Source organism: Dysgonomonas sp. BGC7 (assembly GCF_001261735.1).
GTDB lineage: Bacteria > Bacteroidota > Bacteroidia > Bacteroidales > Dysgonomonadaceae > Dysgonomonas.
The window spans coordinates 94,879-120,160 of record NZ_CVRP01000001.1 but is presented as its reverse complement, the minus strand read 5'-3'; the positions used below and the strand labels follow the sequence as shown (position 1 = coordinate 120,160).

Sequence of the window (25,282 nt, the reverse complement as noted above, 5' to 3'; positions counted from 1 at the left end):
CTACAATTAGATATCATAGAAACACCTTTTTCTCATTAAGATTTATTGACAGACTTAAAATATTTATACCTTTGCATCTGAAATAAAAATAAGACTATATGTTGACGCTAAAAACGATCAGTGATAATCCCGAATTGGTGATACAAAAACTGACTAAGAAACATTTTGAAGCAAAAGAGATAATAGAGAAAGTTCTAGATTTAGATCAATTGCGAAAAAAGACACAAACTGCTTTAGATGCAAGTTTAGCAGAATCTAACAGCCTCTCGAAACATATAGGGCTGATGATGAAAGATGGCAAAAAAGCAGAAGCCGAGGCTTCAAAAAGTAGAGTTGCCGAGATGAAAGGTGAGAGTAAGATATTAGAAGATACTCTTCGTCAGGCAGAACAAGAACTACAGGACTTACTTGTGCTTATACCCAATCTTCCATCCGACGAAGTACCCGAAGGACGTGTAGCTGAGGACAATGTGGTAGAAAAAACAGGTGGCACAATTCCTGATCTGGACAGCAATGCAGTTCCTCATTGGGATTTGGCTAAGAAATATGATTTGATTGATTTCGAGTTGGGTGTTAAAATTTCCGGAGCAGGCTTTCCTGTTTACAAAGGTAAAGGAGCTCGTTTGCAACGTGCCTTAATAAATTTCTTCTTGGATAAAGCTCGTGATGCAGGTTATCTTGAAGTACAACCTCCTTATGTAGTAAATGCTGCATCGGGATATGGTACAGGACAGCTTCCTGACAAAGAAGGCCAAATGTATCACGCTACTGCTGACGATTTGTATCTGATTCCTACAGCGGAAGTTCCGGTAACGAATATATACAGAGAGGTTATTCTCGACGAAAAAGATTTGCCGATCAAAAACACTGCATATTCGGCTTGCTTCCGCCGCGAAGCAGGATCTTACGGTAAGGATGTACGCGGGCTAAATCGTCTACATCAGTTTGACAAAGTAGAGATTGTACGAATAGACAAACCCGAACATTCATACGATTCGTTAAAAGAAATGGTTGCTTATGTTCAGACTTTAGTTGAAGAATTGGAGTTGCCTTGGAGAATACTTCGCCTCTGTGGAGGAGATATGAGTTTCACTTCAGCGTTAACATTCGACTTTGAAGTCTTCTCAGCTGCTCAGAAGCGTTGGCTGGAAGTAAGTTCTGTCTCTAATTTTGAAAGCTATCAGGCCAATCGTCTAAAATGCCGCTATAGAGATGCAGACAAAAAGATCCAGTTGGTACACACTCTGAACGGAAGTGCCTTGGCGCTACCCCGAATTGTTGCAGCCTTACTAGAGAACAATCAAACACCGGAAGGTATTCGTATACCAAAAGCCCTTGTGCCATATACAGGCTTCGAATATATTAATTAAAGTGAAAATCAAACTATTTGCTTAAAAAAACTGTTATTGTATTTAGTTAATGTATTAAATTTGCGATATTAGATAAAAATTAAGATAATTAAGATAGAATTATGAATAAAAAATTGATTGGAATCGGATTAGCGGTAGTTTTGCTTGTAGGTTTTGGATCTTGTAAGCCTAAGCAAAGTGCATACAAACAAGTGTATGAGTCAGCTAAAGAAAGAGAAATGGATGAAAACACCACAGCTCCTAACAACACTACAGTTACCAGACCATCTACTACTCCTACATATTCCTCTACAACTGAATCTGTAAGAAAAGAGAAAGTGACTCCGGTATACGAAAGCGATGCTTCAGGACTTAAAGCATACAGTGTAGTTATAGCTGCAATGGCAATGAAACCTGGTGCTGAATCGTTGAAAGAAAGATTTGGCAAAGAAGGTTACAATGTTATATTGGCTCGTAACGAACAAGGTATGTATCGTGTTATCATAGCTAGTTACGAATCTAAAGAGCAAGCTGTAGCTAAGAAAAATGAAATATTGGAAAAATATCTATCAACAAGTGATCAGGCTTCTTTAAGAAGCAAATACGGAATACCATTCAATGACTGGTGGATATTGCAAAGAGAATACTAATAAATTTCATTATAGAGATATTAAAAGAGAGCGAATGCTCTCTTTTTTCATTTAACAGATAAAGATACATCTTATATGAAATTTAATCGATAATCTTACATCCGGATATAGAAATCATTAATTTTTATAGAGTACCATAAGTTTCTTTGTATAAGTAGATTGTTTGATTTCTATTTTTCTTATCTTTGCCCCATTAAATAAGCGAACTAAAGAGTCTGATAATTTTCTTTCAGAAACACATGATTATATGAAAATATTATTTTACGCAGCTTTACTGATATTTTGTTCTTCTACCTTACCTTGCAGAGCCCAGAGCCAGGATAACGATCGGAAGTATAAAAAATTTTACCATTCTATTAATAAGATTCAGGGTAATGTTTCTATTTCACACAAGCAGGCCGCTGATGACGTAATTCTTGATACAATAACAGTTGCTGAGCTAGACTCTATTATGAAAAATATGGCAGGGGTTACTGACATATTAAAAGGAGGAAAATCTTTACTTAAACCAGTTGTTATTCTGGAATTAGATCCGAATTCTTCTGCAGCTCAAGCCTTATTTGGATGTATTGACACCAACAAGAGAGAGTCTAATGTCGGTAAAGGAGTGCCTGATCCTTATATTACAGGCATACCGATGGTGAAAAAGTTCTCGGACAAAGGAGGTAAAACTGACATAGCCGCTACAAAAGATACAGACAAGCCTATTGTTGCCGACAATACTATACAGTCAACAAAATCTTCTTCGACAGAAGCAGGTAAGAACCCAACCTCTTCCTCTTCCGGCTTTAAGCCATTTAGTGGAGGAAACGAATGGCAGCTATTCAGAGCAGTTCCTGTCAATTTCTTAGACATAAGAGACAAAGCCTCTCTTAAACGGTATAGTATAGTTATTGGAGCATTTAGAAGCTTGAATAACGCTAATTTCGCAAAACGTACATTTACAGGATTGGGAGAAAAGGCATTGGTTGTAAGTAACGATGTAGGTATTTATTATACTATAATAGACAGTTATAATAACGAAAGTGATGCGATAAAGAAACTGGAAGAGTTTACACTAAAATATACTACCAATATGTCTAAAACAAGACGTATTGCTAAATATGGGCTTCCTCTGGACGACCTTTGGATATTAATCTATAATGAATAAATCAGAGAAGAAATTAAAAGGAAATGATTGTAAAATTCTTAGGTACGGGAACGTCGACAGGTATACCTGAAATTGGATGTCGGTGTAAAGTTTGTACCTCAAAAAATAAAAAGGACAGACGCTTAAGGGCGTCTGTTTTGATAAATATAGATGGGAAGAAGATCCTGATTGACTGCGGCCCTGATTTTAGAGAGCAGATAATGAATGAGGAGTTTTCTCAGATACACGCTGTGCTTCTTACCCATGAGCATTACGATCATGTAGGAGGTATAGATGATTTACGCCCTTTCTGCAAGTTTGCAGACGTAGACATTTATGCAAATACTATAACATTAGATGCGCTAAAAAACAGAATGCCATATTCTTTTTCGGAACACAGATATCCGGGTGTTCCTGTATTCAACTTGCACGAAGTAGAATACAACAGAGTTTTCTATGTTTCCGATATAAAGATACAACCCATCGGATTAATGCACTTCCGGTTACCGATTCTGGGATATCGCATAAACGATTTTGCTTATCTGACAGATGTGAAAACCATTCCTGAAAATGAATATAAGAAGTTACAAGGATTAGATACGCTGGTTATAAATGCTTTACGAATAGAAGAACATATGTCTCATCTTAACCTGAAGGAAGCATTGGAAGTTATCAGAGTACTGGCTCCTAAGAAAACCTTTCTTATTCATATGTCGCATCATCTGGGGCTACACGACGAGGTGCAGAGCATATTGCCTAACAATGTATTTCTTTCTTACGACGGACTACAGATAGAAGCTTGAAATAATAGTCATAAATTATCAGCCAGTCCTTATCCCATTCAAAACACATATCTCTCATTTTATACCCTGCTTTTATTGGCAAAGAAAACAGAATCAGAAACAGGCAAACAACTATTAGATTTTAATGAGGTTGTCTGCTTTATTTTTGGTGTTAAGTTTCTATCTTTGCATGCTAATTTGTTTCTGAAATAAGAAAACACAAAATATATGACTAAAAATTACAAAAGAACGCTTGTAACCTCGGCTCTTCCTTATGCAAACGGACCTGTACATATAGGACACATGGCTGGTGTTTATATACCTGCTGATATATATGTGCGCTATCTGCGACTGAAAGGAGAAGAAGTGATACATATAGGAGGTTCCGACGAACATGGTGTACCTATTACTATAAGAGCCAAGAAGGAAGGTGTTACTCCGCAAGACATTGTAGATAAATACCACTCTATCATAAAAAAATCGTTCAAAGATTTCGGAATCACATTTGATATATATTCACGAACAAGTTCAGAGATACACAAGGAAACAGCTTCAGAGTTTTTCCTGAAATTATACAATGACAACCAGTTTGAAGAACAAACGAGCGAACAGTATTATGACGAAGAGGCTCAAATGTTCCTTGCCGACCGTTATATAATGGGAGAATGCCCTCATTGCGGAAATCCAAATGCTTACGGCGATCAGTGTGAGTCGTGCGGAACATCGTTAAGTCCGACCGATCTGAAGAATCCAAGATCAACTATATCAGGTTCTGCTCCTGTTATGCGTGAGACAAAACACTGGTATCTGCCACTCGACAAGCATGAGTCATGGTTGCGTCAATGGATACTGGAAGATCACAAAGAATGGAAATCGAACGTTTACGGACAATGTAAATCGTGGCTAGATATGGGATTACACCCTCGCGCAGTAAGCCGCGATCTGGATTGGGGTGTGCCTATTCCTCTGCCCGATGCCAAAGGTAAGGTTTTATACGTCTGGTTCGATGCTCCAATAGGGTATATATCGAATACGAAGGAACTACTGCCCGACAGTTGGGAAAAGTGGTGGAAATCGGAAGATACTAAACTGGTACATTTCATAGGAAAGGACAATATAGTTTTCCATTGCATTGTGTTTCCGGCTATGCTAAAAGCCGAAGGATCATATATACTTCCTGAAAACGTTCCGGCAAATGAATTTCTGAACCTTGAAGGAGACAAAATATCCACATCTCGCAATTGGGCTGTATGGTTGCACGAATACCTTGAAGATTTTCCGGGACAGCAAGACACCCTCCGTTATGTGTTGACATCCAATGCTCCCGAAACAAAGGATAACGACTTTACATGGAAAGACTTTCAGGCAAGACACAATAATGAACTTGTAGCTATCCTTGGTAACTTCATCAACCGTGCACTTGTACTTACTCAAAAGTATTTTGACAATAAAGTGCCTCAAATACATGAGCTAACAGATTATGATAAAGATACACTGAAAGAATTTGAAAATATAAAGAGTTCGATAGAGTCATATCTCGATACATACCGTTTTCGTGATGCGTTGAAAGAGGCTATGAGCCTTGCCCGTATAGGCAACAAATATTTAGCCGACACCGAGCCTTGGAAAGTAGCGAAAACAGATATGCAACGAGTGGAAACAATACTCAACATTGCTCTTCAGATAACTGCTAACCTTGGTATAGTTTTCGAGCCATTTCTGCCTTTCAGTGCAAAAAAAATAAGAACGTTTGTCAACATGGAAAACCTTACATGGAATCAATTGGGACAAATGAATCTACTTCCGGCAGGACATCAGCTCAATCAACCGGAACTCTTATTTGCAAAAATAGAAGATGAAACAATCGAAAAGCAAATACAGAAGCTTCTAGATACGAAGAAGATAAATGAAGGAACTCCGGAAATCAAAGTCGCACCACAAAAAGAAAATATTGCTTTTGATGATTTCACAAAACTAGACTTACGTGTAGGTACAGTCTTGGAGTGTACAAAGGTTGCCAAAGCTGACAAGCTGCTTCAATTCCTGATCGACGATGGGATGAATCAACGCACCATTGTATCCGGCATTGCTGCATGGTATAAGCCCGAAGAACTGACTGGCAAACAGGTTTGTTTCATAGCCAATCTTGCTCCACGCAAACTGAAAGGAATAGAATCACAAGGTATGATACTTTCTGTAGAAAATGCAGATGGCAGTCTATCTTTAATACAACCTTCGAAGGAAGTGAATCCGGGAAGCCAGATAGGATAATAATTATTTAAATATAAAAACGGTTGGATAATATTTCCAACCGTTTATTTTTCCTATTTAATGATGTCACTTAAGTAAAACTTGCTTGCGAGCATCGTCATATACAATATATTGCTTGCCTTTTTTCACTAAAACGCCACGGCTACGACCGGCCTCCATGTTTTTACGGTTATCTACATTTACCCCGATCACACTGCCGTTGAAGAAAGAAGAGACATCTTTGAAAATAGTATGACCAACATATATCCGCCTGACATTATACATATCCAATATCCTTCTCACCTCGCTATCTGATATCGGATTATACTTGTTATCTGTTTTCACCATTCCCCGATACCACAAAGGGCCATTACTACCAAATAGAAAATCAGCGTTAGCAGAGACCTTTCGCTCTTCTTTTGTCATGCGAATGTATGCGCTTACAGTATCGTTAAGTTGAGGTATAGACCAATTGTCACTAGCAAATTCTTCACTTAATCCTGCATGAACAAAAAGATTATCACCAATTCGCTCGATAGTATTACGGGTTAGCAGCCAATGTCCAAGTACACTATTCTCTTTCCACAGATCACAATACCGCACACCCATGTATTGAGCAAGATTCTTATATTTGTCTTGTGTATATTTCACATTGTTTCGTAAAACCATCTCTTCATGATTGCCCAATATGAAATGTACCATACCTCCGGCTTTCATTGCTTCATTTTCTAACTTATATATTAACCAGAATATAGGCAGGACATCTTTTCCCCTGTCGAATACATCTCCGATAACAATCAGATGTTTTTTGCCGAATATCCACTTATAATCATTATCAATAACTTTTTGAGAACGTAAAATTGAGACAAAAGCCTCCATATCTCCATGAGGATCAGATACTATAAGCATTCCCCCGGGCAGTTTATAATCCCATTGAGGGCGAGCTACTGAATGAAGACTAATATCAAATTGATACTTTTTGTCTGATGAGCTAACCCAGAAGGTAGTATCTTTATTCGAGAAATTGTTTCGAGAAATACCATTATCCCCTACTCGTAAAACATCTACTCCTTTTTCAGCATAGAAAATATAAGGGCCGTCTACTTCATTTAGTTCTTTTAGCTTATCTTGAGCTAACAATGTTCCCGAAACAAGACTCAGAATTACACACAGAAATATTTGTCTTAATTGTATCATAAATTCTAACTTTTAAGCTTACTGAATACTTATTATCTAAACTTTTAATTAATAGCAAATAAACGAATCGCATTAGATGTCGTTATCTGTCCCACCTCATCTTGCGACACTTCATACATTTCAGCCAGTTTGCTTGCGACAAGAGCAGTATATGATGGTTCATTTCTCTTTCCTCTATAGGGTACAGGAGCCAGATATGGTGCATCAGTTTCTATTATAATATGAGACAAGTCAGTTTGTCTTAAGACAACAGGTAATGTGGAATTTTTGAATGTTACAACTCCATTTATTCCCAACAAAAAGTTCTGCAATGACAGAATATCCTGCAATTCTTCGACTGAGCCTCCAAAACTATGAAAGACCCCTCTTAGCTTTTCAGCCCCTACATTCCTTACACAAGCTACACATTCTGCAATAGCATCGCGCGAATGTATGGCTACAGGTAAATCATATTCGATACTCCAACGCAATTGCTCTTCGAAAACTAACTCTTGTTCTTTGGCATAAGTTTTATCCCAATACAAGTCTATTCCTATTTCGCCCACAGCAATGTATTGTCGCTGCAAAAACTGATTGTGAATCTCTTCCAATTGTGTTTTCCAGTCGGCCCCCACACTGGTAGGGTGCAGCCCCATCATAGGTATACAAAATCCTTTGTGTGTATCTGCCAGATTATGTAAACGATCTACCGACGCTACATCAATATTCGGAAGCAATATTTTCTCTACACCTACAGCTTTTGCTCTAGCTATTGTAGCATCAATATCTGCATCGAACTCTTCCGCATAAATATGTGAGTGTGTATCAATTATTTTCACTTTGTTCTCTTTCTTCTTTTCTTAGGTAATAAACTACACCATATTCCTTACATCGTTCTAAACGTTCTTTAGCAGGCAACGAGGAGAATGAAGATTCTATCTGATTCCAGAGTATAGTTAAAACCTCATCAACTTCTTTTCGCTGCTCACTCAACATATCCAACTGACGAACAGTAGAGTTTTGATGTGTCTTTTGAGTAAAATAGGCATCTTTGAACTGAGAGAAAGCAACATTAACCCTCGCTATTGTTGGATTATAGATGGGCACTCCCCCTTGTGATAGCCTAGCCTGTTCTCCTTTTACAACATTATCGCCCCAATACAACAAGGCGTCATTACTTGTAAGATCAGGTACCGTAAAATTATCAGGATCTATATTATACAGTTGCTTAAGTTCTTTTTTTATTTCACCTCTGATTATACAAAAATTGAGTACTTGTATAAAATGAGAGATATAAAGACGAGCATTTTTTATTAGTTTCTGGAACTTATGATTAGACGATACCTGCATATCGAGACTTTGCCTATAACGCACCTGAGAGTTTTCGAAATTACGGAGCATTACTTCCAACTTTCTTAAATCGAGAGTTATCACCCCTTCGCCAAAAAGAGTATTACTCTTTTCTATAGCTGTTTTTAGAGCTCTGATACGGGCATTATCCGTATTCGGTAAACGTCTGTAAGGCATAGCTGATATTATTTATGAAATTCGCGAAGTCAGATTTTCGGCAAGTTTATATAATTCACTTTTTCTTTCCTGCTCAATATTTACTTTATCTAAACAGGCAATAGCTTTTAAATAGTAGTCTTGTATAAGATTTTCTGATTTCTGCCTTAGTCCCAGTTTATTATATATGGCTGTAACAGCTTCTATCTTCTCAGACTCCTGAAAAGATTCTCGATCAATCCATGAAATCAAATCTCTCTTTACTGAATCATTTTCCAATGCACTTATCAGCAGATATGTTTTTTTATTACAAAGAATATCCCCTCCAATCTTTTTTCCGAAATTCTCACTATTCCCATATACATCCAGCAAGTCGTCTTTAAGCTGAAAACCTAACCCAATATTAATACCAAATTCATACAAATTATCAGCATCAGCTTCCGAAGCATCAGCCATAATGGCTCCTTCTTTGAGAGAACAGGCTAATAACACCGCTGTTTTGAGGCGTATCATCTCAATATATTCGGGGATAGTTACATCCATACGCTTCTCGAATTCCATATCGAGTTGCTGCCCACAACAAATCTCTGTTGCAGTCTCCGAAAACAGTTTGATAACAGGTGATAAGTATGCTGGATCAACTTTTGCAATTTCCTTGTAGGCTTCTATCAACATTGCATCTCCGGACAAAACTGCTGTATTATCATTCCACTTAATATGCACAGTCGGCTTACCTCTTCTTATATCAGCCCTATCCATCAGGTCGTCATGCAAAAGAGTAAAATTATGAAAAACCTCTATGGCTAATGCCACAGGGATTACTCTTCTTACATCTTCTCGGTATAAGTTATAGGACATTAGTGCTAATGCAGGACGTACTCTTTTACCTCCTAAGGAAAGGATATATGTTATAGGTTCGAAGAGGGTTATGGGATTATGTGTATATTTTATTTCGTTAATACTACTATTTACAATATCCAGTACTTCATCAAAGGCATAAATTGATTTCATCTTTCTCTATTTTTAATAAAAACATTTCAGGAAAAAGCATATTGCGAATACACTTTCGACATCAAACAAAGATAGGCCGTTCGTATCGAAACGCAAAATATTTCAATGCAGAATTTCAAGAAGTTAAAATTATTCTTACTTTTATAAAATGAAGAACAGAATGGCAATTTTATATATTAAATCTAAATATTAAAACATGAAAAAAATTCTTTTAACATTAGTATCAGTATTAACACTCTTTAGCTGTACAGAAAAAGCTCCTATAGGTAAACTTACCCAGTCTGGATTGGATAAAAAAAACTTTGAAACTACTGTGGGTGATAAAAAAACAGATTTGTATGTATTAACAAATACGAATGGAATGGAAGTTTGCATCACTAATTTCGGAGGACGTATAGTATCTATAATGGTTCCTGACAAAGATGGCAATCTTAAAGATGTGGTATTAGGATTCGATTCGGTACAGGATTACATAAACATCCCATCCGATTTTGGAGCAGCTATCGGACGCTATGCCAACCGTATAGGACACGGAACATTTGAACTGGATGGTGTAAAATACGATTTACCGAAAAACAATTTCGGACATACTCTTCATGGTGGTCCAAAAGGGTTTCAATATGTTACATTTGCAGCGTCACAAGTAGACGATAAAGTACTGGAACTTGCATACACCGCGAAAGATGGTGAAGAAGGCTTTCCCGGCAACCTTAACTGCAAAATAACTTATATCCTGAGCGAAGACAATGCCATTCAGATAAAGTATGAAGCAGAAACAGACAAGCCGACCGTAGTGAATCTGACTAATCACTCATACTTTAATATGGATGGTGATGGAAATACTAAAAACTCTGATTGGCTGCTTACTATCAACGGGGACAAATATACGCCTGTAGATTCTACTTTTATGACAACCGGAGAGATACTTACTGTAGAAGGTACCGATATGGACTTCCGCACACCGACAACCATAGGAAGCAGAATAGACAATTACAGTTTTGTACAACTAAAGAATGGAAATGGATATGATCACAACTGGGTACTGAACACTAATGGAGATATTACTAAGGTAGCAGCAACGCTGGAGTCGTCTAAAACAGGCATAGTTCTGGATGTTTATACCACAGAACCGGGAATTCAATTCTATGCAGGTAACTTCCTCGATGGAACAGTAAAAGGTAAAAGAGGCATTGTATATCAACAACGCACAGCTGTTTGCCTCGAAACTCAAAAATACCCTGATACACCGAATAAGAAAGATTGGCCTTCGGCAACTCTTCGTCCGGGAGAAAAGTATAAGAGCGAAACTATTTTCAAGTTCTCTGTAAAGAAATAAAAGATAAATAATATAATAACTGTGAGAGGATGAAAGATTAAGAAGTTAATTATTCATCCTTTTTCTTTCGTCGATTTGCCTTATTTGATGGTTTTTCTTCTGATGGACTTTTATCAAAATCGACAGGTTTTACTTTACGCATCAAATCCAAAATTTTAGCCTGACGCTTCAGTATATATCCGGATGGTTTTGCCGAATTGAAACGATGCGGATTGGGCAAAGTAGCAGCAATTAAAGCACACTCGCCGGCAGTCAATCTTTTTGCCGATTTCTTAAAGTTGGTACGAGCTACAGCTTCTGCTCCATAAATATTATTACCCATTTCTATAGAGTTCAGATATACTTCCATTATGCGCTCTTTACCCCAAATGGTTTCTATCAGAAAAGTGTAATACACTTCCAACCCTTTGCGAACATATGAGCGCCCTGACCATAAAAAAACATTTTTTGCAGTCTGTTGACTAATGGTACTCGCTCCTCGCTGACGTTTACCTTTATCAGCCTCATCCATTGCCTTTTCTATCTGCTTAAAATCGAATCCGGAATGATCTAAAAACAAGTTATCCTCGGAAGCAACCACAGCAAGAGGAAGATAGCCTGAGATTTCATTTATAGAAACCCACTTGTGTTCACAAACGACTTTTCCTTGCGAAAATAATTGCTCTAGATTATTCCAAACCATAAGCGGGGTATAATACACAGGTAAAAACTTGAAAACAATGACCTGTAAAATACTGAATACAAATAGAAATATAATTATTCTCTTGATCCACTTGAAAACTTTTTTCGCCATAATATAAGATAAGCTAAAGACTATAATATCCGGGTGCAAATTTAATTACTATAACTATACAAATGCGTTTTTGTTTAGAAACAAATAAAAACAGACAAAGAGAAAGAAATCAAATCAATATTTAACATAATATCTTTTCACAAAAAGCTATATTTGCATTAGCATGCATTATTCTCAGACAAATTGACAACAATATACCTTTGATAAGAAAAACATAATTTATCCTACAGCCATAAACAGTCTCAAAATTTTAAGCCGAGATAAGACACAACACGAAGTTTAACCCTAAAAAATCCGCAGTATGGCATTTTCAAAAAAACCATGGGCAGAACCCTACCGCATCAAGGTAGTGGAATCGTTAAAAACAACCACCCGCGAACATCGTCTACAAGCAATGGAAGATGCTGGCTGGAATACATTCCTGCTACATTCCGATGATGTTTATATCGACTTGCTTACAGACAGTGGAACAAATGCAATGAGCGATCAGCAATGGTCGAGAATGATGATCGGAGATGAAGCGTATGCCGGTAGCCGTAGCTATTATTATCTGGAAGAGGTTTGTAAAAAATATTATGGTTATAAATATGTCTTACCAACCCATCAGGGAAGAGGAGCAGAAAACTTACTGAGCAAATGCACTATAACTCCGGGACAGTATGTGGCCGGAAATATGTATTTTACTACAACACGCCAGCATCAGGAAATAGCCGGAGGTATATTTGTAGATGTAATAATTGACGAAGCTCATAAAAGCCAATCCAACCATCCTTTTAAGGGCAATATAGATCTTGATAAATTCGCAAAACTAATAGAAGAAAAAGGAGCAAAGAACATAGCTTACATCACGGTAGGAGCTCCGGTAAATATGGCCGGAGGACAGCCTGTGAGTATGGCGAATATGAAGGCGGTATCGGAACTGGCTCACAGACATGGTATAAAAGTAGTGCTAGACGCTACACGCAACATCGAAAATGCCTATTTTATACAACAACGGGAAATAGGATACGAGAATAAAAGTGTAGAAGATATAAACTGTGAATTTTGTTCATATAGCGATGCTGCAACCGTAAGTGCCAAAAAAGATCTATATGTAAACATAGGAGGATTGGTTATGTGCAATGATGAAGATCTGTTCGATGAATTACGCAGCCTGATTGTTGTATATGAAGGTATGCCTACATACGGAGGGTTGGCCGGACGAGACATGGAAGCTATGGCTCAAGGACTAATAGAGGCTATACAGGATGAAACAATAGCCTCTCGTGTCAGGCAGGTCGAGTATTTCGGTAATTTGCTCAACGAAGCAGGCATCCCGATAGTTTTACCGATAGGAGGACACGGAGTTTTCATTGATGCAAAAAAATTCTATTCGCATATACCACAGTCTCAATTTCCGGCTCAAAAACTGGCAGCAGACATATTTGTCGAATGCGGAGTAAGAGGGATGGAACGGGGAATAGTTTCTGCCGGAAGAAACAAAACGACCGGAGACCACTATTATCCTGAATTGGAATTAGTACGTCTTACAATACCTCGAAGAGTATATACACAATCCCATTTCGATGTAGCGGCATGGAGTATCATTGATATGTACAAAAACAGAGATAAAGCCAAAGGGCTTAAAATGGTATATGAACCCAAATACCTGCGATTTTTCCAAGCTAGGTTTACTGAACTATAAACAAATTAAGGCTGCCCTTGAGGCAGCCTTAATCAACATTAACAAACTAACTATTTACAATTATTTAAAGACTATTACTCTTTCTTCCAATGGTTGAAATTCTTTCGAAGATGGCTGTACGGTAGGTGTACCGAATGGCATCTGAGCTATTAATTTCCATTTTGGATTTATATTAAATTCTTTTGCTACTTCCTCATCTATTATAGGATTATAATGCTGAAGCGAAGCTCCTAAGCCTGCGTCTTCAAGCATTGTCCAAATAGCGAACTGATGCATAGCAGAAGTATGTTGTGACCATATAGGAAAATTGTCACTATATGTAGGGAACGCTTTTTGAAGTCCTTCAACTACCGATTCATCTTCATAATATAATATTGTTCCGTAACCGGCTGCAAAGGCTCCATCTATCTTTGCTTCGGTAGCGCCAAAAGCCTCAGCGGGAACAATTGCCTTTAATGTATTCTTCACTATATCCCAAAGCTTCTTATGATTGTCTTTCAATAAAAGAACAACTCTGGTAGACTGGGAGTTAAATGATGAGGGAACATTCAATACTGCAAAATCTATAATTTCTTTTATTTCATTATCGGAAATTGGGCTCTTATCATTTATTCCATAATATGTTCTCCGATTTTCTACTGCTTTCTTAAAACTGTTCATAATCTGTTCTTTTTTAGATGTTGTTTGTTTTAGTTATAAAACATAAAGTTCGTTGAAAAGTTTCAATTATATATATAAAAATTATAATAGTTATCTCTTCAAATATCTATATATCTAAGTATTTCGTACATTTGTAGCGAACTTAGGAATATAATCGTGCATATTGCAAGATATACACACAGTTGTTTTTCTTTTATATGTTCATTAATTAATTAAGAAACCTATTATGCTATTTTCGGGAGTCATTTTCGATTTCAACGGTACTTTATTCTGGGATACAAAGCTCCATAACAAGGCTTGGGATATATTCCTTACAAAACATAACTTACATTTGTCTGATGAAGACAAATTTCTGAAAATACACGGAAAGAACAATAAAGATATATTTACTTCTTTATTCGGAGGCACACTATCTGGCAAACAGATAGAAGACTACATACTCGAGAAAGAGGGATTATATCAGGAGCTATGTCTTCAAACCGATATGCCTCTAGCTCCGGGAGCAGAAAGATTTCTTGATTTTTTAGTAGAAAAGAAAATACCGTTCACCATAGCTACAGCTTCGGGGAAAGAAAATGTCGATTTTTATTTCGAACATCTACCTCTCAAAAAGTGGTTCGATTATGACAGAATTGTCTACAATAACGGAAAAATAAAAGGAAAACCCGATCCGCAAATATACCAAATGGCTATGGAAGTCATAGGGAAAAAGCCTGAAGATGTTATCATCTTCGAAGATGCCATTGCTGGGTTACAGTCTGCAAAAAATGCTTGTGCAGGTAAAATTATTGTAGTAGATTCGAACCAAGACGATTACAGCGATTGGAAGAATTGCCAAATCATCAAAAGCTTCGATGAAGTAGACAGAAATCAATTTAAGTATTGATACAAATGGAAAGTACATCTATAAAAATACATACGAGTATTTGTCCTGTTTGCGGAAACAAAGCAACAACACCTTTTCTGACATGCAAAGACTATCTGGCGAGCCACGAAATATTTGATATATATAAGTGTAACAGATGCGGCTTTGCTTTCACTCAGGATTTCCCTTCCGAAGAGGCAATAGGCAGATACTACGATGCTCCGGCATACGTTTCGCATTCCGATACCCACAAAGGCATTATCAATATGCTGTATCATTGGGCCCGAAAAATAGCATTACGCTCGAAAGCCAAAATGGTATGCAGATATGCTGGAGACAAAAAGGGAATGCTTCTCGATATAGGGTCAGGTACAGGTTACTTTCTCAACAAGATGAAAGAGAGAAAATGGGTAGTAACAGGTATTGAAAAGTCGGAGACTGCCAGAAATTATACAAAACAGAAATTCAATATAAACTGTCAGGCATCTGACTATCTTTACGAAATTCCGTGTAAGACAAAAGATGTTATTACAATGTGGCATGTTCTCGAACATTTGGAACATCTAAACAGTGTGATGGATCATCTGCAAGGAATACTAAAAGACGACGGCACATTAATCATTGCCCTGCCTAACAAAAGCTCGTTCGATGCTGCATATTACAAAGAAAATTGGGCTGCCTACGATGTGCCCCGTCACTTATGGCATTTTTCTCCGGCCGATTTCGAACATCTGGCTAAAAGGCATCATTTCGAAATAATAGCTACAAAGCCGATGTACTTTGATGCATTTTATATATCCATGCTCAGTGAAAAAAATAAAGGTAGTTTTCTGGGAAGTATTGTAGGACTTTTCAGAGGAGGGCTATTCTTTATCAAAACTTTGGGAAACAAAAGCAAGAGCAGTTCACTTATCTACATACTAAAAAAGAAAAAACAATAAAATACAAATTAAGATGATAAACAAGGAACAATCGTTATTCAAGCAGATACTGCCCCATCTTATAGCCATAGTCGCATTTCTAGCCATAACACTTGTCTATTTCAGTCCTATTATGGAAGGGAAAGTCTTGTCTCAGCACGATGTTGTACAATATCAGGGTTCGGCACAAGAGCTACAAGAGTATTACAAGAATGAAGGAAAATCTTCGGCTTGGACAGGCTCTATGTTTTCGGGAATGCCGGCATATCAGATAGGAATACCGGGAGGTTCACCCAACTTTCTCGATTATCTGGAGAAACCTTTCCGCCTGTTAGGTAGCGAGTCCGGTGGTCCTGTCTTTGCAGGCATGATAATGGCATATATTCTATTCTGCCTGATGGGATTCAGTCCCATTGTGTCTATTATAGGAGCAATAGCCTATTCCTTGTCTTCGTACAATATAATTATTCTCGATGCCGGACATGTCACCAAAGCATGGGCATTAGTTTATCTGCCGCTGATAGTAGCAGGAATAATGGCATTATTTAAGAATAAGATTCTACTTGCTGGATTCCTTGTCGCGTTGGGATTAGCACTGCAAATAAAAAACAATCACTTGCAAATCACCTATTATACAGGTATTTTCTGTGCTATCTTGTTTATCGGATATGCCATAGAACGTATATCGAAAAAAGATTTTAAAACCCTACTGAAAGCAAGTGGAACGATGGTAATAGCTTTACTGTTGGCTGCTGCATGCAATATGGGCAACATATATGCCAATCTGGAGATGGCAAGAGAAAGTACTCGCGGCAAATCGGAACTCACCGCTCCCAGCTCTACAGAAAAGCAATCGTCGGGTCTCGACAAAGATTATGCTTTCGCATGGAGCTATGGAAAAGCTGAAACCTTCACTCTGATGATCCCCAATATACATGGAGGAGCATCGGGCGCAATGCTCGACAAAGATTCGCATCTATATCAGGAAATGGTGAAACAAGGCTACGGATCTCAGCTTGGTTCGGAGGGAGTCCAGTCGTACACCTATTGGGGTAGTCAACCAATGACTTCGGGGCCTGTCTATTTCGGAGCGATAGTATGTTTCTTATTCCTGCTGGGAATGATAATTATCCGGAGCAAGATGAAATGGACACTATTGGCTGCAACCATATTCTTCATATTCCTTTCGTGGGGTAAAAATATGGAATGGTTCAACGATTGGTTCTTCTATCATTTCCCTCTCTACAATAAATTCAGAGCTGTATCTACAGCATTGGTTATTCCGGCATTGTCTATGCTGATGGTAGCTGTATGGGGTGTGAAAGAATTCTTTTCGGGCGAAATAGACAAGCAGAAACTTACCAAAGCGCTATACATATCATGCGGAGTTGTAGGAGGACTAAGTTTATTCTTCTGGGTAGCGCCGGGATTCTTCTTCAACTTTATTGCAGATGCAGACCAAGCTTGGAAATCGCAAATGCCAGATTGGTACTACAATGCTCTTGTTGCCGACAGGAAATCCCTGTTATCGTCCGATGCTTTCCGATCATTGATATTTGTGTTGCTTGCGGCAGCTACACTTTTCTTTTCATTACGGTCTAAGATGGAAGCTAAACAGATTGCACAATACTGTTCCATTGCAATTGTAGTACTTATTCTTATCGATCTTTGGGGAGTAGACAAACGTTATCTCAATAACGACCGCTTTGTGACTAAAAGCACATACGTAACCGAAACATTCAAACCATCGGTTGCCGATCAGGCTATCCTGCAAGACAAGCATCCCTCATACAGGGTGTTGAATCTGAACAATCCGTTCAACGAAACAGCAACATCCTACTATCACAAGTCGATAGGAGGATATCATGCTGCCAAACTAAAACGTTATCAGGAACTGATAGAATACAAGTTGGAGAAAGATATTTCTACGATTATAAAATCATTCAGTTCTCAGAACATAGATACAATAACAGCCTCGTTTGCATCTGCCACAGGACTGAATATGTTAAACACCAAGTATATTATATTCAGCCCCGAGCAACAGCCAATAGTGAATTCTAATGCTATGGGTAACGCATGGTTTGTTCCGGAATATAAACTGGTGAATAATGCAGACGAAGAAATTGCTGCGATAAATATTATAAACCCATCGCAAACAGCAGTGGTAGACAAGCGGTTCGAGAGCGAACTAACAGGGCTTAGTCTATCAGCCGATTCAACAGCTACAATAGAGATGACCGAATACAAACCGGATGTAGTAACTTACAAATCAAAAGCAACAACCGAACAACTAGCCGTATTCTCAGAAATATACTTTTCGGACGGATGGCAAGCCTATGTAGATGGAAAAGAAGCGCCTCACTTCAGGGCAGACTGGACATTAAGAGCTATGCGCATTCCTGCGGGCGAGCATGAAATCGTATTTAAATTTGAACCGAAAGAATATATATTGAGTCGGACAATAGCAACAGCATCGTCAGGATTGTTGGTTCTTACCCTTATAGGCCTAGTAGTATTCGGATTCCGAAAAAAGAAAGATTAAAGGATGAAGCTCTCTGTTATTTTCTGTACTTACAATAGAGAAAAATATATCTACAATGCCATGAAGAGCATTGCAGAACAAACTTATCCGCACCTCAACTACGAAATAGTTTTGGTGAACAATAACAGTACTGATGATACAGAGGCTATATGCAACAAATTTCAGGCAGATTACCCTCACATCAAATTCCATTATTTTATCGAATATAATCAAGGATTGTCTTATGCCCGAAATAGAGGTGTGAAAGAAAGCAAAGGCGATATCCTCATCTTTGTGGATGATGATGCAACAGTCTTTGACAATTATCTTTCCGCTATCGACAGTTTCTTTGAAACACATCCCGAAGTAAGTGCCTGTGGCGGCCCCATAGTTCCCGTTTACGAGGCGGACAAGCCCAAATGGTTGTCACACTACACTGAGCAGCTTATCGGTGGCGCCCTGTATGAGGGGGATAAAAACAAACCTTTTCGAAATGGGAAATATCCCGGAGGAGGTAATTCGGCTTTCCGCAAAGAGATATTCAAAAAATACGGGCTGTTTAATGTAGAACTTGGCAGAAAAGGGAGAGGACTTATAGGAGCTGAAGAAAAAGATCTGTACGACAGACTAACCAAAGGAAAAGAGACTTTTTACTATCTGCCCCAAATGGGAATACATCATTATATCCCTGAAAAAAAACTTACTATTCAGCATTTCAAAGATCTTACATATTCGATAGGCAAAAGTGAGCATATACGCACCAAAGCGGTTTCGCCTGTCGCTTATCGCAAGCGTATCTTATCGGAACTGAAAAAGTGGGCAGGCTCGATTGTTCTTTGTGTTGCATATACCATTTCTCTATTCCCATCCAAGGGATGGAAGCTTATACAATTCAGATGGTATGTATCCAAAGGATTGCTTGGTAAATAAGAGGGCTTAAGTTTATCTATACATAAGTCCTTCCAACCTCCTCAAAGGGAGGCTTAGGAAATGTCAAAAGGATTGAATACTGTCTATTGAAAAAGTAAAAAAACAGTACAAGTTTGTCAGGTTTTAGTTAAAATAGCCCCACCAACCTCCCCGAAGGGAGGCTAGGGCAAAGCCAGGAGAATTGATAATATTGATCAATCAACAGTTAGCACAGGAGCAATGAATTGATAGCGTCAGCAGTTTCTCCCCTCTGGGGAGATAAAGTGGGGTTTAAAGAGTACAGCTTTGTCAGGTTTTAGTTAAAATACAACGAGTTGAATATTTTTATTACTGTAGTTTTTTATCTGAATACTGTTAACATATACAAAAAGTAAATAAATGTAAGTGACTAAGATGTATCTTGCAAAGAAATAAAAAATAACAAACTTAAATAAAACAGATAATACATGGCAAAGAAGAATAAAAAAGGAAATATAATCGCTATTGTAGTAGGAGTTGTAGCCCTTTTGGTTCTTGCGTTTCTATTGAAGGCCAATATATACAGCGCAATAATAAAATATCAGGATGCAGGAAATCGAAAATCATATGAGATAAAAGATGAAACTCTATCGAATTACATTTTACAAAATCTGCCCAACGATGAATCGCTTGATGAAAATATGGATATAGATATGATTATTGACTTTTCACTTGATATAACAGACAAAGCATTAGACTATTCGATCGAATATAAAGACAGTGAACCTCAAAAAGCATTAGCAAACGGTGGAGCAAACTATATAGGATATGCAGCATTCGCTTCGGCTGTGGGTAACTATCTTATCAACAGATACGACATGAAGAAGATCTGGGAAGCCAAGCCAAAGAAAGGAAAGTTGCATCTATTTGGAAACAATATGCAAAAGAATGCTACCGATGGATGGTTTAAGGATCACGACTTTGTTGTTTTTCGAAACAAAGATACGAAAGAAGAAATATATGTAGACCCTGCTGCGTTCGATCGTTTCGGAGTCAGACGGGTTAACAAATATCAGAAATAACATTTTGACAATCTCGGAACAGATAAAAGAATTCGCTTACAGTCTTGGGTTCGACGCTTGCGGAATATGTAGAGCCGAAGAGGTTACCGGTACAGAACAACAAATGTTTAACAACTGGATAGAGAACTCATACAATGCAAACATGACCTATATGGCTGCGAACCAAGAGAAAAGATTAAACCCTACTCTACTGACCGACGGAGTTAAGTCTGTCATATCTGTAGCATTGAATTATTATCCGGAAGAAAAACAACCCGTCAGTCATCCTCAGTTTGCATATTATGCCTATGGTAAGGATTATCATGATGTAGTGAAACTGAAACTCCAGCAATTACTCGCTCTTATACAAACGATAGATCCTACTGTGACAGGGAGGCCCTTTGTAGATACAGCACCTATATTGGAACGTTATTGGGCAGTAAAAGCAGGATTGGGTTTTATAGGCAAGAACTCAATGTTGATAATTCCCCAAAAGGGGTCATATTTCTTTTTGGGTGAGTTAATGGTAAACAAGGAGTTAGACTATGACACTCCATTAAATCTGTCGTGCGGAAATTGTACACGCTGTATAGAGGCCTGCCCCACAAAAGCAATTGTTGCTCCTATGGTAATAGATGCAAATAAGTGTATTTCTTACCAGACGATAGAGAACAAAGGAAGTATAGCAAGTGAGATAGTACCGAAGATGAGTAATCGTTTTTACGGATGCGATATATGTCAACAGATATGCCCTTGGAACAGATACGCCCGAAGTCATAGTACCGAGGAGTTTAAGCCTTCATCTGCATTCATGGATTTATCTTTCGAGAAATTAGACAATCTTACCGTTGAAGAGTATCAGAGGATTTTTAAAGGTTCAGCAGTTAAAAGAGCTAAGTTTAGCGGATTGAAGCGAAATCTGGAGGCGTTAAAAAGCACAAAAATACAATATGAATAACTTAATATCGTTTATAATAGAATGAATAACTTAAAATATATCTTAATAATATTACTAATAATTTTTCTTTCTTGCGGAGAGGAGGAGGTAAAAGATATTATACCCGGATATCCAAATTTTAAAATAGACTTGAATAATTTAGATGCTGAATTACGAAGCCCTGGGAGCATTAAAGTATATACTAAACCAAGATTGAGCAATGAGTCTGTTGGCTATTCGGGATTAATAGTTGTGAGTAACATAATCCAAGAAAGTGGGGGAGTAAGCTTATCTGCATTTGACCTTTGTTGTCCGAATGAAAAGATGAGAGACATTATAGTCTCGCCTTCTATATCTGATGGTACTGCAACGTGTTCAAAATGCAAAAGTGTATTTGACCTATATTCTGGTCTGGGCAATGTTAAATCCGGACCATCAAAAACAGGCCTGCAAAAGTACAATGTTGGGAAAGAGAGTGGCAGCACAATTTTTCATGTCTATCGTTAATTTTACATGATCAAATCTTGCAAGGAGTAAAAACATTTATTACATTTGCACTCGCTAATTGAGAATGGGCATCATAACGTTGATTGCAAATATACATTCTCTGGCAGCAAATGCGAAAGTAGCTCAGTTGGTAGAGCACGACCTTGCCAAGGTCGGGGTCGCGGGTTCGAATCCCGTCTTTCGCTCTAAGGCTGCTCGGATGGTGGAATGGTAGACACGCAAGACTTAAAATCTTGTGACCATTAGGTTGTGCGGGTTCAAGTCCCGCTCCGAGTACTAAAAAAAGCTTATAATCGATTGATTATAAGCTTTTTTATTATTTTGAAAGGTATACTAAAAGCGTACCAATTGACATAATATAGGCTTTTGGGTGTACTACATAAAAAATATGCGACCGTGGATAAATCGCATATTGGGTAATGCTTATTGCTCTCGTATAATATTTGCCGTAAGTTTTAATTCAGTTATAAATTCGTCTATTTGTTCCATATCCATTATAAACCGATAGCACGATCGCCAAAGTCTTATTGCTATTATCTTTTGTAAACACGAGAGCACTATCTGTAAGCATACCATATGCTTCCATTGGTGTCGCTCCTTCTTGCTGCCAGTCGGCGATAATTTCGTCTCCTTGCTGTTCAATAATTAATTTCAATGGGTTTTCCTCCAGAATATACTGCCCACTCCAGTCATATGTTACCAAAACACCTGTATACACCCCGCTGAGATTATCCCATTTAGCGGCTTCGTACTTTATTTGTGTAAATTTAGCAGGTACAGCAGCCTCGTCTTCCTTTATAGAAAAGCTTTTTAGCATTTTAGGCTGCAAAGGTCGTTCTGGAGAATCGGACTCCAGCTCCATATGTGAGAGTTTAATATTTTTCTTCGCAGCTTTTTGAAGCCAATACATAGCTTGCGGTTGGTTAGCATCTACTCCATACCCGTTGAGATAACATAAGCCTAACATATACATAGCATAACCATGGTCTTTGTTCGCTGCCAGCTCAAAATATTTGATCGCTTTACGATAGTCTTTAAATGGTCTATCGTGATATCATTGTCAAAACACCAACTAAAGAATACCTTTAGGGCATTAAACAAAGCTTCTAAACATTTATACCCTTTGCATATCCCTATTTCAGTAAATATTCTATCTATTAACTTTTAGCTTCTATCTATCATTTGATAATGCTTTTGAACTTGTATTTAATAAATCTCTTTATAGCACCTTTCTATAACCATTTTGGAAACATCAGGGCTTTTATTAACTTTACTCTTTTATGATGAATATTATGTTTGACAAACTTGTAGCTATAGAGCCAGTAAGCTTAATTCCGTCGGCAGAAAAAGCTCTATATTCTTTTGCAAAAGAAGTTGTAATGTATAATAACATTCCAACAAGTGATGATGAAGTTGCATCCCGAATAGGAGGCGCAGACGCTGTACTACTCAGCTATACGTCGAGAATTAACAAATATACACTTGCCCAATGTCCTAATGTGAAATATATTGGTATGTGTTGTTCCTTATATTCACCCGAAAGTGCCAATGTGGATATCCTATATGCAAATTCGAGAGGTATAACTGTAACAGGCATTCGTGACTACGGCGACGAGGGTGTTGTTGAATATGTAGTTAGCGAATTAGTGCGTTGCCTTCACGGATTTGGCCAGACTCCTTGGGATGGTATGCCTCGAGAAATAACAGGACTAAAGATCGGTGTAATAGGACTTGGCAAGTCTGGAGGAATGATAGCTGACGCAATGAAGTTCTTTGGAGCGGATGTAAGCTATTTCTCACGCAGTGAAAAAAAAGATGCTAAAGTTAAAGGATACGGTTTCTTGCCCTTGAATAAACTATTGTCTGAGAATGAGGTCATATTTTGTTGCTTGAATAAAAACACAATTCTGCTACATGACGAAGAATTTATTCAATTAGGCAATAATAAGATATTATTTAACACAGGCTTGTCTCCTGCATGGGACGAGGCAGCTTTTAATAAATGGATCGAAGGAGATAATCTTTGTTTTTGCGACACTATTGGTGCATTAGGAGGTGCTCATCTGCTTAATCATCCGCACATTCGATGTATGAATGTCTCCACTGGTCGTACGCGTCAGGCGTTTGACCGCCTGAGCGAAAAAGTATTGGCCAATCTATCAGAATACGATGGGTGAAACAATATTCTGCAGGGTGCTTACTACTGACCACCCTGCTATTTCGGGAGTAGCACTGTATACATTTACTACGGCATGAACCTGATCATTCTTTATTTCGACTCTCTGTGTGTCACCTATGAATCCGGGAGTAGCCTGCATAGCTACCTGCATCTCTTCAGGACCAACAGAAGCCAATGAAGCTGCAACTGAGACGTTTAATCCGGTAGGAAATATAGCTATCGCTTCTCTGGCCGTCCCTGAAAAAACGATTCGTTTCTCTGTTTCTAATATTGGATCATAAACGACCGATCTTCTCAATCTGTTTGTTCCTTTCTCATTAAAGAATCTTGCAGAAGCATTTCCCATCAATGTAGCTGTTCTTAGCACATCAAAACCTCCTGTTGCCCCCGATGCAATATATACTCTCGTAGCATTCTTCTTTGCTGTTTCTATTACTTGCTGATAAAATGCAGTATCAGCCAAAGCTCCAATAGACAGTGTTACTATAGAAGTACCATTCTCAAGAGTTGGCAAGGCCAATTCTTTCATCGCCGCAGGAGATGCTGATTCAACTAAATAATCAGGTTTAAGAGATAATAGCTCTTCTAATGACCTACAAGCTAAACATGTTTTTCCGTATCTCTGCATTTTATTAGCTAAATATACAGCTTTCTCTACTGTACGAGAATACACCCCAACCAATTCATACTCTGGTAAAATACCACCAATAATAGCATCAGCCACAATCTCAGCAAGATGCCCACATCCGACAATTACTAACTTTTTCATAGACACAAAGATAGCCCTTTAAAGAGAAACAACAAAGACAACGCAATAACGTTCGAACAAACTAAAGTTCAAAATAGAAGGTTATTATCAAATTCATTTTAGTAATATATACATAGGCGTATACTTTAATTTATTTGTCAATAAAAAAATATCTCTTATCTTTGCACACGCTACAACCGGAGGACAAATGGAGAGGTGCTCGAGTGGTTGAAGAGGCACGCCTGGAAAGCGTGTAAACCCCTAAAGGGTTTCGAGAGTTCGAATCTCTTCCTCTCCGCTGAGGCAAGAAGCAGTCACCGAATATTCAGA

23 protein-coding genes, 3 tRNA genes and 1 pseudogene are annotated in these 25,282 nt (G+C 38.0%); 18 read left to right on the top strand and 9 right to left on the bottom strand.

The genetic code is table 11. From position 1 onward, the window contains the following. Positions 1 to 98 precede the first annotated feature (98 nt). From serS to metG, 5 genes are all read left to right on the top strand, one after another. Positions 99 to 1,370: a serine--tRNA ligase gene (gene serS / locus BGC7_RS00565; protein ID WP_050699604.1), complete on the top strand. Its 1,272-nt coding sequence runs from the start codon at positions 99 to 101 to the stop codon at positions 1,368 to 1,370. Positions 1,371 to 1,471: 101 nt separating this feature from the next. Beyond that, complete coding sequence (locus tag BGC7_RS00560) at positions 1,472 to 1,999, top strand: SPOR domain-containing protein (RefSeq protein WP_050699603.1); 528 nt, start codon at positions 1,472 to 1,474, stop codon at positions 1,997 to 1,999. A gap of 247 nt (positions 2,000 to 2,246) precedes the next feature. Next, the gene (locus BGC7_RS00555) at positions 2,247 to 3,149 is read left to right on the top strand and encodes a hypothetical protein (RefSeq protein WP_157258594.1); all 903 of its coding nucleotides are present in this window, start codon (positions 2,247 to 2,249) and stop codon (positions 3,147 to 3,149) included. Between the two features lie 23 nt (positions 3,150 to 3,172). After that, entirely contained in the window at positions 3,173 to 3,931 is a 759-nt protein-coding gene (locus BGC7_RS00550) for an MBL fold metallo-hydrolase (RefSeq protein ID WP_050699601.1), read from the top strand. A 207-nt stretch (positions 3,932 to 4,138) separates the two neighbouring features. Beyond that, on the top strand, positions 4,139 to 6,181 hold the full coding sequence (metG, locus tag BGC7_RS00545) for a methionine--tRNA ligase (protein WP_050699600.1): 2,043 nt from the start codon (positions 4,139 to 4,141) through the stop codon (positions 6,179 to 6,181). A 66-nt stretch (positions 6,182 to 6,247) separates the two neighbouring features. Here metG and BGC7_RS00540 read toward each other — a convergent pair whose 3' ends face one another. From BGC7_RS00540 to BGC7_RS00525, 4 genes are read right to left on the bottom strand one after another with little or no spacing between them, the layout of a single operon-like run. After that, entirely contained in the window at positions 6,248 to 7,357 is a 1,110-nt protein-coding gene (locus tag BGC7_RS00540) for a metallophosphoesterase (protein ID WP_050699599.1), read from the bottom strand. A gap of 44 nt (positions 7,358 to 7,401) precedes the next feature. After that, the gene (locus BGC7_RS00535) at positions 7,402 to 8,175 is read right to left on the bottom strand and encodes a TatD family hydrolase (RefSeq protein WP_050699598.1); all 774 of its coding nucleotides are present in this window, start codon (positions 8,173 to 8,175) and stop codon (positions 7,402 to 7,404) included. Then, complete coding sequence (locus BGC7_RS00530; protein WP_050699597.1) at positions 8,162 to 8,863, bottom strand: hypothetical protein; 702 nt, start codon at positions 8,861 to 8,863, stop codon at positions 8,162 to 8,164. Before BGC7_RS00530 ends, BGC7_RS00535 begins: the two co-directional genes overlap by 14 nt. A 12-nt stretch (positions 8,864 to 8,875) precedes the next feature. Continuing rightward, on the bottom strand, positions 8,876 to 9,844 hold the full coding sequence (locus BGC7_RS00525; RefSeq protein WP_050699762.1) for a polyprenyl synthetase family protein: 969 nt from the start codon (positions 9,842 to 9,844) through the stop codon (positions 8,876 to 8,878). A 205-nt stretch (positions 9,845 to 10,049) separates the two neighbouring features. Here BGC7_RS00525 and BGC7_RS00520 point away from each other — a divergent pair, with 205 nt between their 5' ends. Further along, complete coding sequence (locus tag BGC7_RS00520; protein ID WP_050699596.1) at positions 10,050 to 11,189, top strand: aldose epimerase family protein; 1,140 nt, start codon at positions 10,050 to 10,052, stop codon at positions 11,187 to 11,189. Between the two features lie 49 nt (positions 11,190 to 11,238). On the opposite strand, the gene mtgA is transcribed toward BGC7_RS00520, so the two are convergent. Next, positions 11,239 to 11,982 (bottom strand): monofunctional biosynthetic peptidoglycan transglycosylase, encoded by a 744-nt coding sequence (gene mtgA / locus BGC7_RS00515; protein WP_050699761.1) that lies wholly within the window; start codon positions 11,980 to 11,982, stop codon positions 11,239 to 11,241. A 301-nt stretch (positions 11,983 to 12,283) separates the two neighbouring features. Here mtgA and BGC7_RS00510 point away from each other — a divergent pair, with 301 nt between their 5' ends. Next, a complete protein-coding gene (locus BGC7_RS00510; protein ID WP_050699595.1) occupies positions 12,284 to 13,666 on the top strand; it encodes a tyrosine phenol-lyase in 1,383 nt (460 codons plus the stop codon). Between the two features lie 60 nt (positions 13,667 to 13,726). Here the strand turns inward: BGC7_RS00510 and BGC7_RS00505 are convergent, their stop codons facing one another. Beyond that, positions 13,727 to 14,326 carry a nitroreductase family protein gene (locus BGC7_RS00505; RefSeq protein ID WP_050699594.1) on the bottom strand — a complete coding sequence of 200 codons (600 nt, stop codon included), beginning with the start codon at positions 14,324 to 14,326 and terminating at the stop codon, positions 13,727 to 13,729. Between the two features lie 226 nt (positions 14,327 to 14,552). Here BGC7_RS00505 and BGC7_RS00500 point away from each other — a divergent pair, with 226 nt between their 5' ends. From BGC7_RS00500 to BGC7_RS00460, 9 genes are all read left to right on the top strand, one after another. Further along, entirely contained in the window at positions 14,553 to 15,212 is a 660-nt protein-coding gene (locus tag BGC7_RS00500) for an HAD family hydrolase (protein WP_050699593.1), read from the top strand. 5 nt (positions 15,213 to 15,217) lie between these two features. Beyond that, on the top strand, positions 15,218 to 16,132 hold the full coding sequence (locus BGC7_RS00495; RefSeq protein ID WP_050699592.1) for a class I SAM-dependent methyltransferase: 915 nt from the start codon (positions 15,218 to 15,220) through the stop codon (positions 16,130 to 16,132). A gap of 13 nt (positions 16,133 to 16,145) precedes the next feature. Continuing rightward, on the top strand, positions 16,146 to 18,653 hold the full coding sequence (locus BGC7_RS00490) for a glycosyltransferase family protein (RefSeq protein ID WP_050699591.1): 2,508 nt from the start codon (positions 16,146 to 16,148) through the stop codon (positions 18,651 to 18,653). 3 nt (positions 18,654 to 18,656) lie between these two features. Further along, complete coding sequence (locus BGC7_RS00485; RefSeq protein ID WP_050699590.1) at positions 18,657 to 19,562, top strand: glycosyltransferase family 2 protein; 906 nt, start codon at positions 18,657 to 18,659, stop codon at positions 19,560 to 19,562. 446 nt (positions 19,563 to 20,008) lie between these two features. Beyond that, on the top strand, positions 20,009 to 20,602 hold the full coding sequence (locus tag BGC7_RS00480; protein WP_050699589.1) for a hypothetical protein: 594 nt from the start codon (positions 20,009 to 20,011) through the stop codon (positions 20,600 to 20,602). A 4-nt stretch (positions 20,603 to 20,606) separates the two neighbouring features. Further along, positions 20,607 to 21,539 carry a tRNA epoxyqueuosine(34) reductase QueG gene (gene queG, locus BGC7_RS00475; RefSeq protein ID WP_087880022.1) on the top strand — a complete coding sequence of 311 codons (933 nt, stop codon included), beginning with the start codon at positions 20,607 to 20,609 and terminating at the stop codon, positions 21,537 to 21,539. 21 nt (positions 21,540 to 21,560) lie between these two features. Next, complete coding sequence (locus BGC7_RS00470; RefSeq protein WP_050699587.1) at positions 21,561 to 22,025, top strand: hypothetical protein; 465 nt, start codon at positions 21,561 to 21,563, stop codon at positions 22,023 to 22,025. A 112-nt stretch (positions 22,026 to 22,137) separates the two neighbouring features. Further along, positions 22,138 to 22,210: transfer RNA gene (locus BGC7_RS00465), tRNA-Gly, on the top strand. Between the two features lie 8 nt (positions 22,211 to 22,218). Continuing rightward, positions 22,219 to 22,301: transfer RNA gene (locus BGC7_RS00460), tRNA-Leu, on the top strand. Positions 22,302 to 22,485: 184 nt separating this feature from the next. Here the strand turns inward: BGC7_RS00460 and BGC7_RS00455 are convergent. Further along, positions 22,486 to 22,992 carry an SEL1-like repeat protein gene (locus tag BGC7_RS00455; RefSeq protein WP_157258593.1) on the bottom strand — a complete coding sequence of 169 codons (507 nt, stop codon included), beginning with the start codon at positions 22,990 to 22,992 and terminating at the stop codon, positions 22,486 to 22,488. A gap of 15 nt (positions 22,993 to 23,007) precedes the next feature. Beyond that, positions 23,008 to 23,061 (bottom strand): annotated as a pseudogene (locus BGC7_RS18265) (hypothetical protein); the annotation flags it as partial. Positions 23,062 to 23,317: 256 nt separating this feature from the next. On the opposite strand from BGC7_RS18265, the gene BGC7_RS00450 reads away from it, so the two are divergent. Further along, positions 23,318 to 24,202, top strand: coding sequence for an NAD(P)-dependent oxidoreductase (locus BGC7_RS00450; protein ID WP_050699760.1), 885 nt, complete (start codon positions 23,318 to 23,320; stop codon positions 24,200 to 24,202). Here BGC7_RS00450 and BGC7_RS00445 read toward each other — a convergent pair. After that, a complete protein-coding gene (locus BGC7_RS00445; protein WP_050699585.1) occupies positions 24,185 to 24,973 on the bottom strand; it encodes an aspartate dehydrogenase domain-containing protein in 789 nt (262 codons plus the stop codon). The two genes, BGC7_RS00450 and BGC7_RS00445, sit on opposite strands and share 18 nt — an antisense overlap. Before the next feature lie 189 nt (positions 24,974 to 25,162). Here BGC7_RS00445 and BGC7_RS00440 point away from each other — a divergent pair. Next, positions 25,163 to 25,250: transfer RNA gene (locus BGC7_RS00440), tRNA-Ser, on the top strand. The last annotated feature ends 32 nt before the right edge of the window (positions 25,251 to 25,282 follow it).

Bases quoted from the DNA above. Each gene is read 5' to 3' on its own strand.
- serS (WP_050699604.1), top strand. From the start codon at position 99: ATGTTGACGCTAAAAACGATCAGTGATAATCCCGAATTGGTGATACAA.
- BGC7_RS00560 (WP_050699603.1), top strand. From the start codon at position 1,472: ATGAATAAAAAATTGATTGGAATCGGATTAGCGGTAGTTTTGCTTGTA.
- BGC7_RS00555 (WP_157258594.1), top strand. From the start codon at position 2,247: ATGAAAATATTATTTTACGCAGCTTTACTGATATTTTGTTCTTCTACC.
- BGC7_RS00550 (WP_050699601.1), top strand. From the start codon at position 3,173: ATGATTGTAAAATTCTTAGGTACGGGAACGTCGACAGGTATACCTGAA.
- metG (WP_050699600.1), top strand. From the start codon at position 4,139: ATGACTAAAAATTACAAAAGAACGCTTGTAACCTCGGCTCTTCCTTAT.
- BGC7_RS00540 (WP_050699599.1), bottom strand. From the start codon at position 7,357: ATGATACAATTAAGACAAATATTTCTGTGTGTAATTCTGAGTCTTGTT.
- BGC7_RS00530 (WP_050699597.1), bottom strand. From the start codon at position 8,863: ATGCCTTACAGACGTTTACCGAATACGGATAATGCCCGTATCAGAGCT.
- BGC7_RS00520 (WP_050699596.1), top strand. From the start codon at position 10,050: ATGAAAAAAATTCTTTTAACATTAGTATCAGTATTAACACTCTTTAGC.
- mtgA (WP_050699761.1), bottom strand. From the start codon at position 11,982: ATGGCGAAAAAAGTTTTCAAGTGGATCAAGAGAATAATTATATTTCTA.
- BGC7_RS00510 (WP_050699595.1), top strand. From the start codon at position 12,284: ATGGCATTTTCAAAAAAACCATGGGCAGAACCCTACCGCATCAAGGTA.
- BGC7_RS00505 (WP_050699594.1), bottom strand. From the start codon at position 14,326: ATGAACAGTTTTAAGAAAGCAGTAGAAAATCGGAGAACATATTATGGA.
- BGC7_RS00500 (WP_050699593.1), top strand. From the start codon at position 14,553: ATGCTATTTTCGGGAGTCATTTTCGATTTCAACGGTACTTTATTCTGG.
- BGC7_RS00495 (WP_050699592.1), top strand. From the start codon at position 15,218: ATGGAAAGTACATCTATAAAAATACATACGAGTATTTGTCCTGTTTGC.
- BGC7_RS00490 (WP_050699591.1), top strand. From the start codon at position 16,146: ATGATAAACAAGGAACAATCGTTATTCAAGCAGATACTGCCCCATCTT.
- BGC7_RS00485 (WP_050699590.1), top strand. From the start codon at position 18,657: ATGAAGCTCTCTGTTATTTTCTGTACTTACAATAGAGAAAAATATATC.
- BGC7_RS00480 (WP_050699589.1), top strand. From the start codon at position 20,009: ATGGCAAAGAAGAATAAAAAAGGAAATATAATCGCTATTGTAGTAGGA.
- BGC7_RS00470 (WP_050699587.1), top strand. From the start codon at position 21,561: ATGAATAACTTAAAATATATCTTAATAATATTACTAATAATTTTTCTT.
- BGC7_RS00455 (WP_157258593.1), bottom strand. From the start codon at position 22,992: ATGTTAGGCTTATGTTATCTCAACGGGTATGGAGTAGATGCTAACCAA.
- BGC7_RS00450 (WP_050699760.1), top strand. From the start codon at position 23,318: ATGTTTGACAAACTTGTAGCTATAGAGCCAGTAAGCTTAATTCCGTCG.
- BGC7_RS00445 (WP_050699585.1), bottom strand. From the start codon at position 24,973: ATGAAAAAGTTAGTAATTGTCGGATGTGGGCATCTTGCTGAGATTGTG.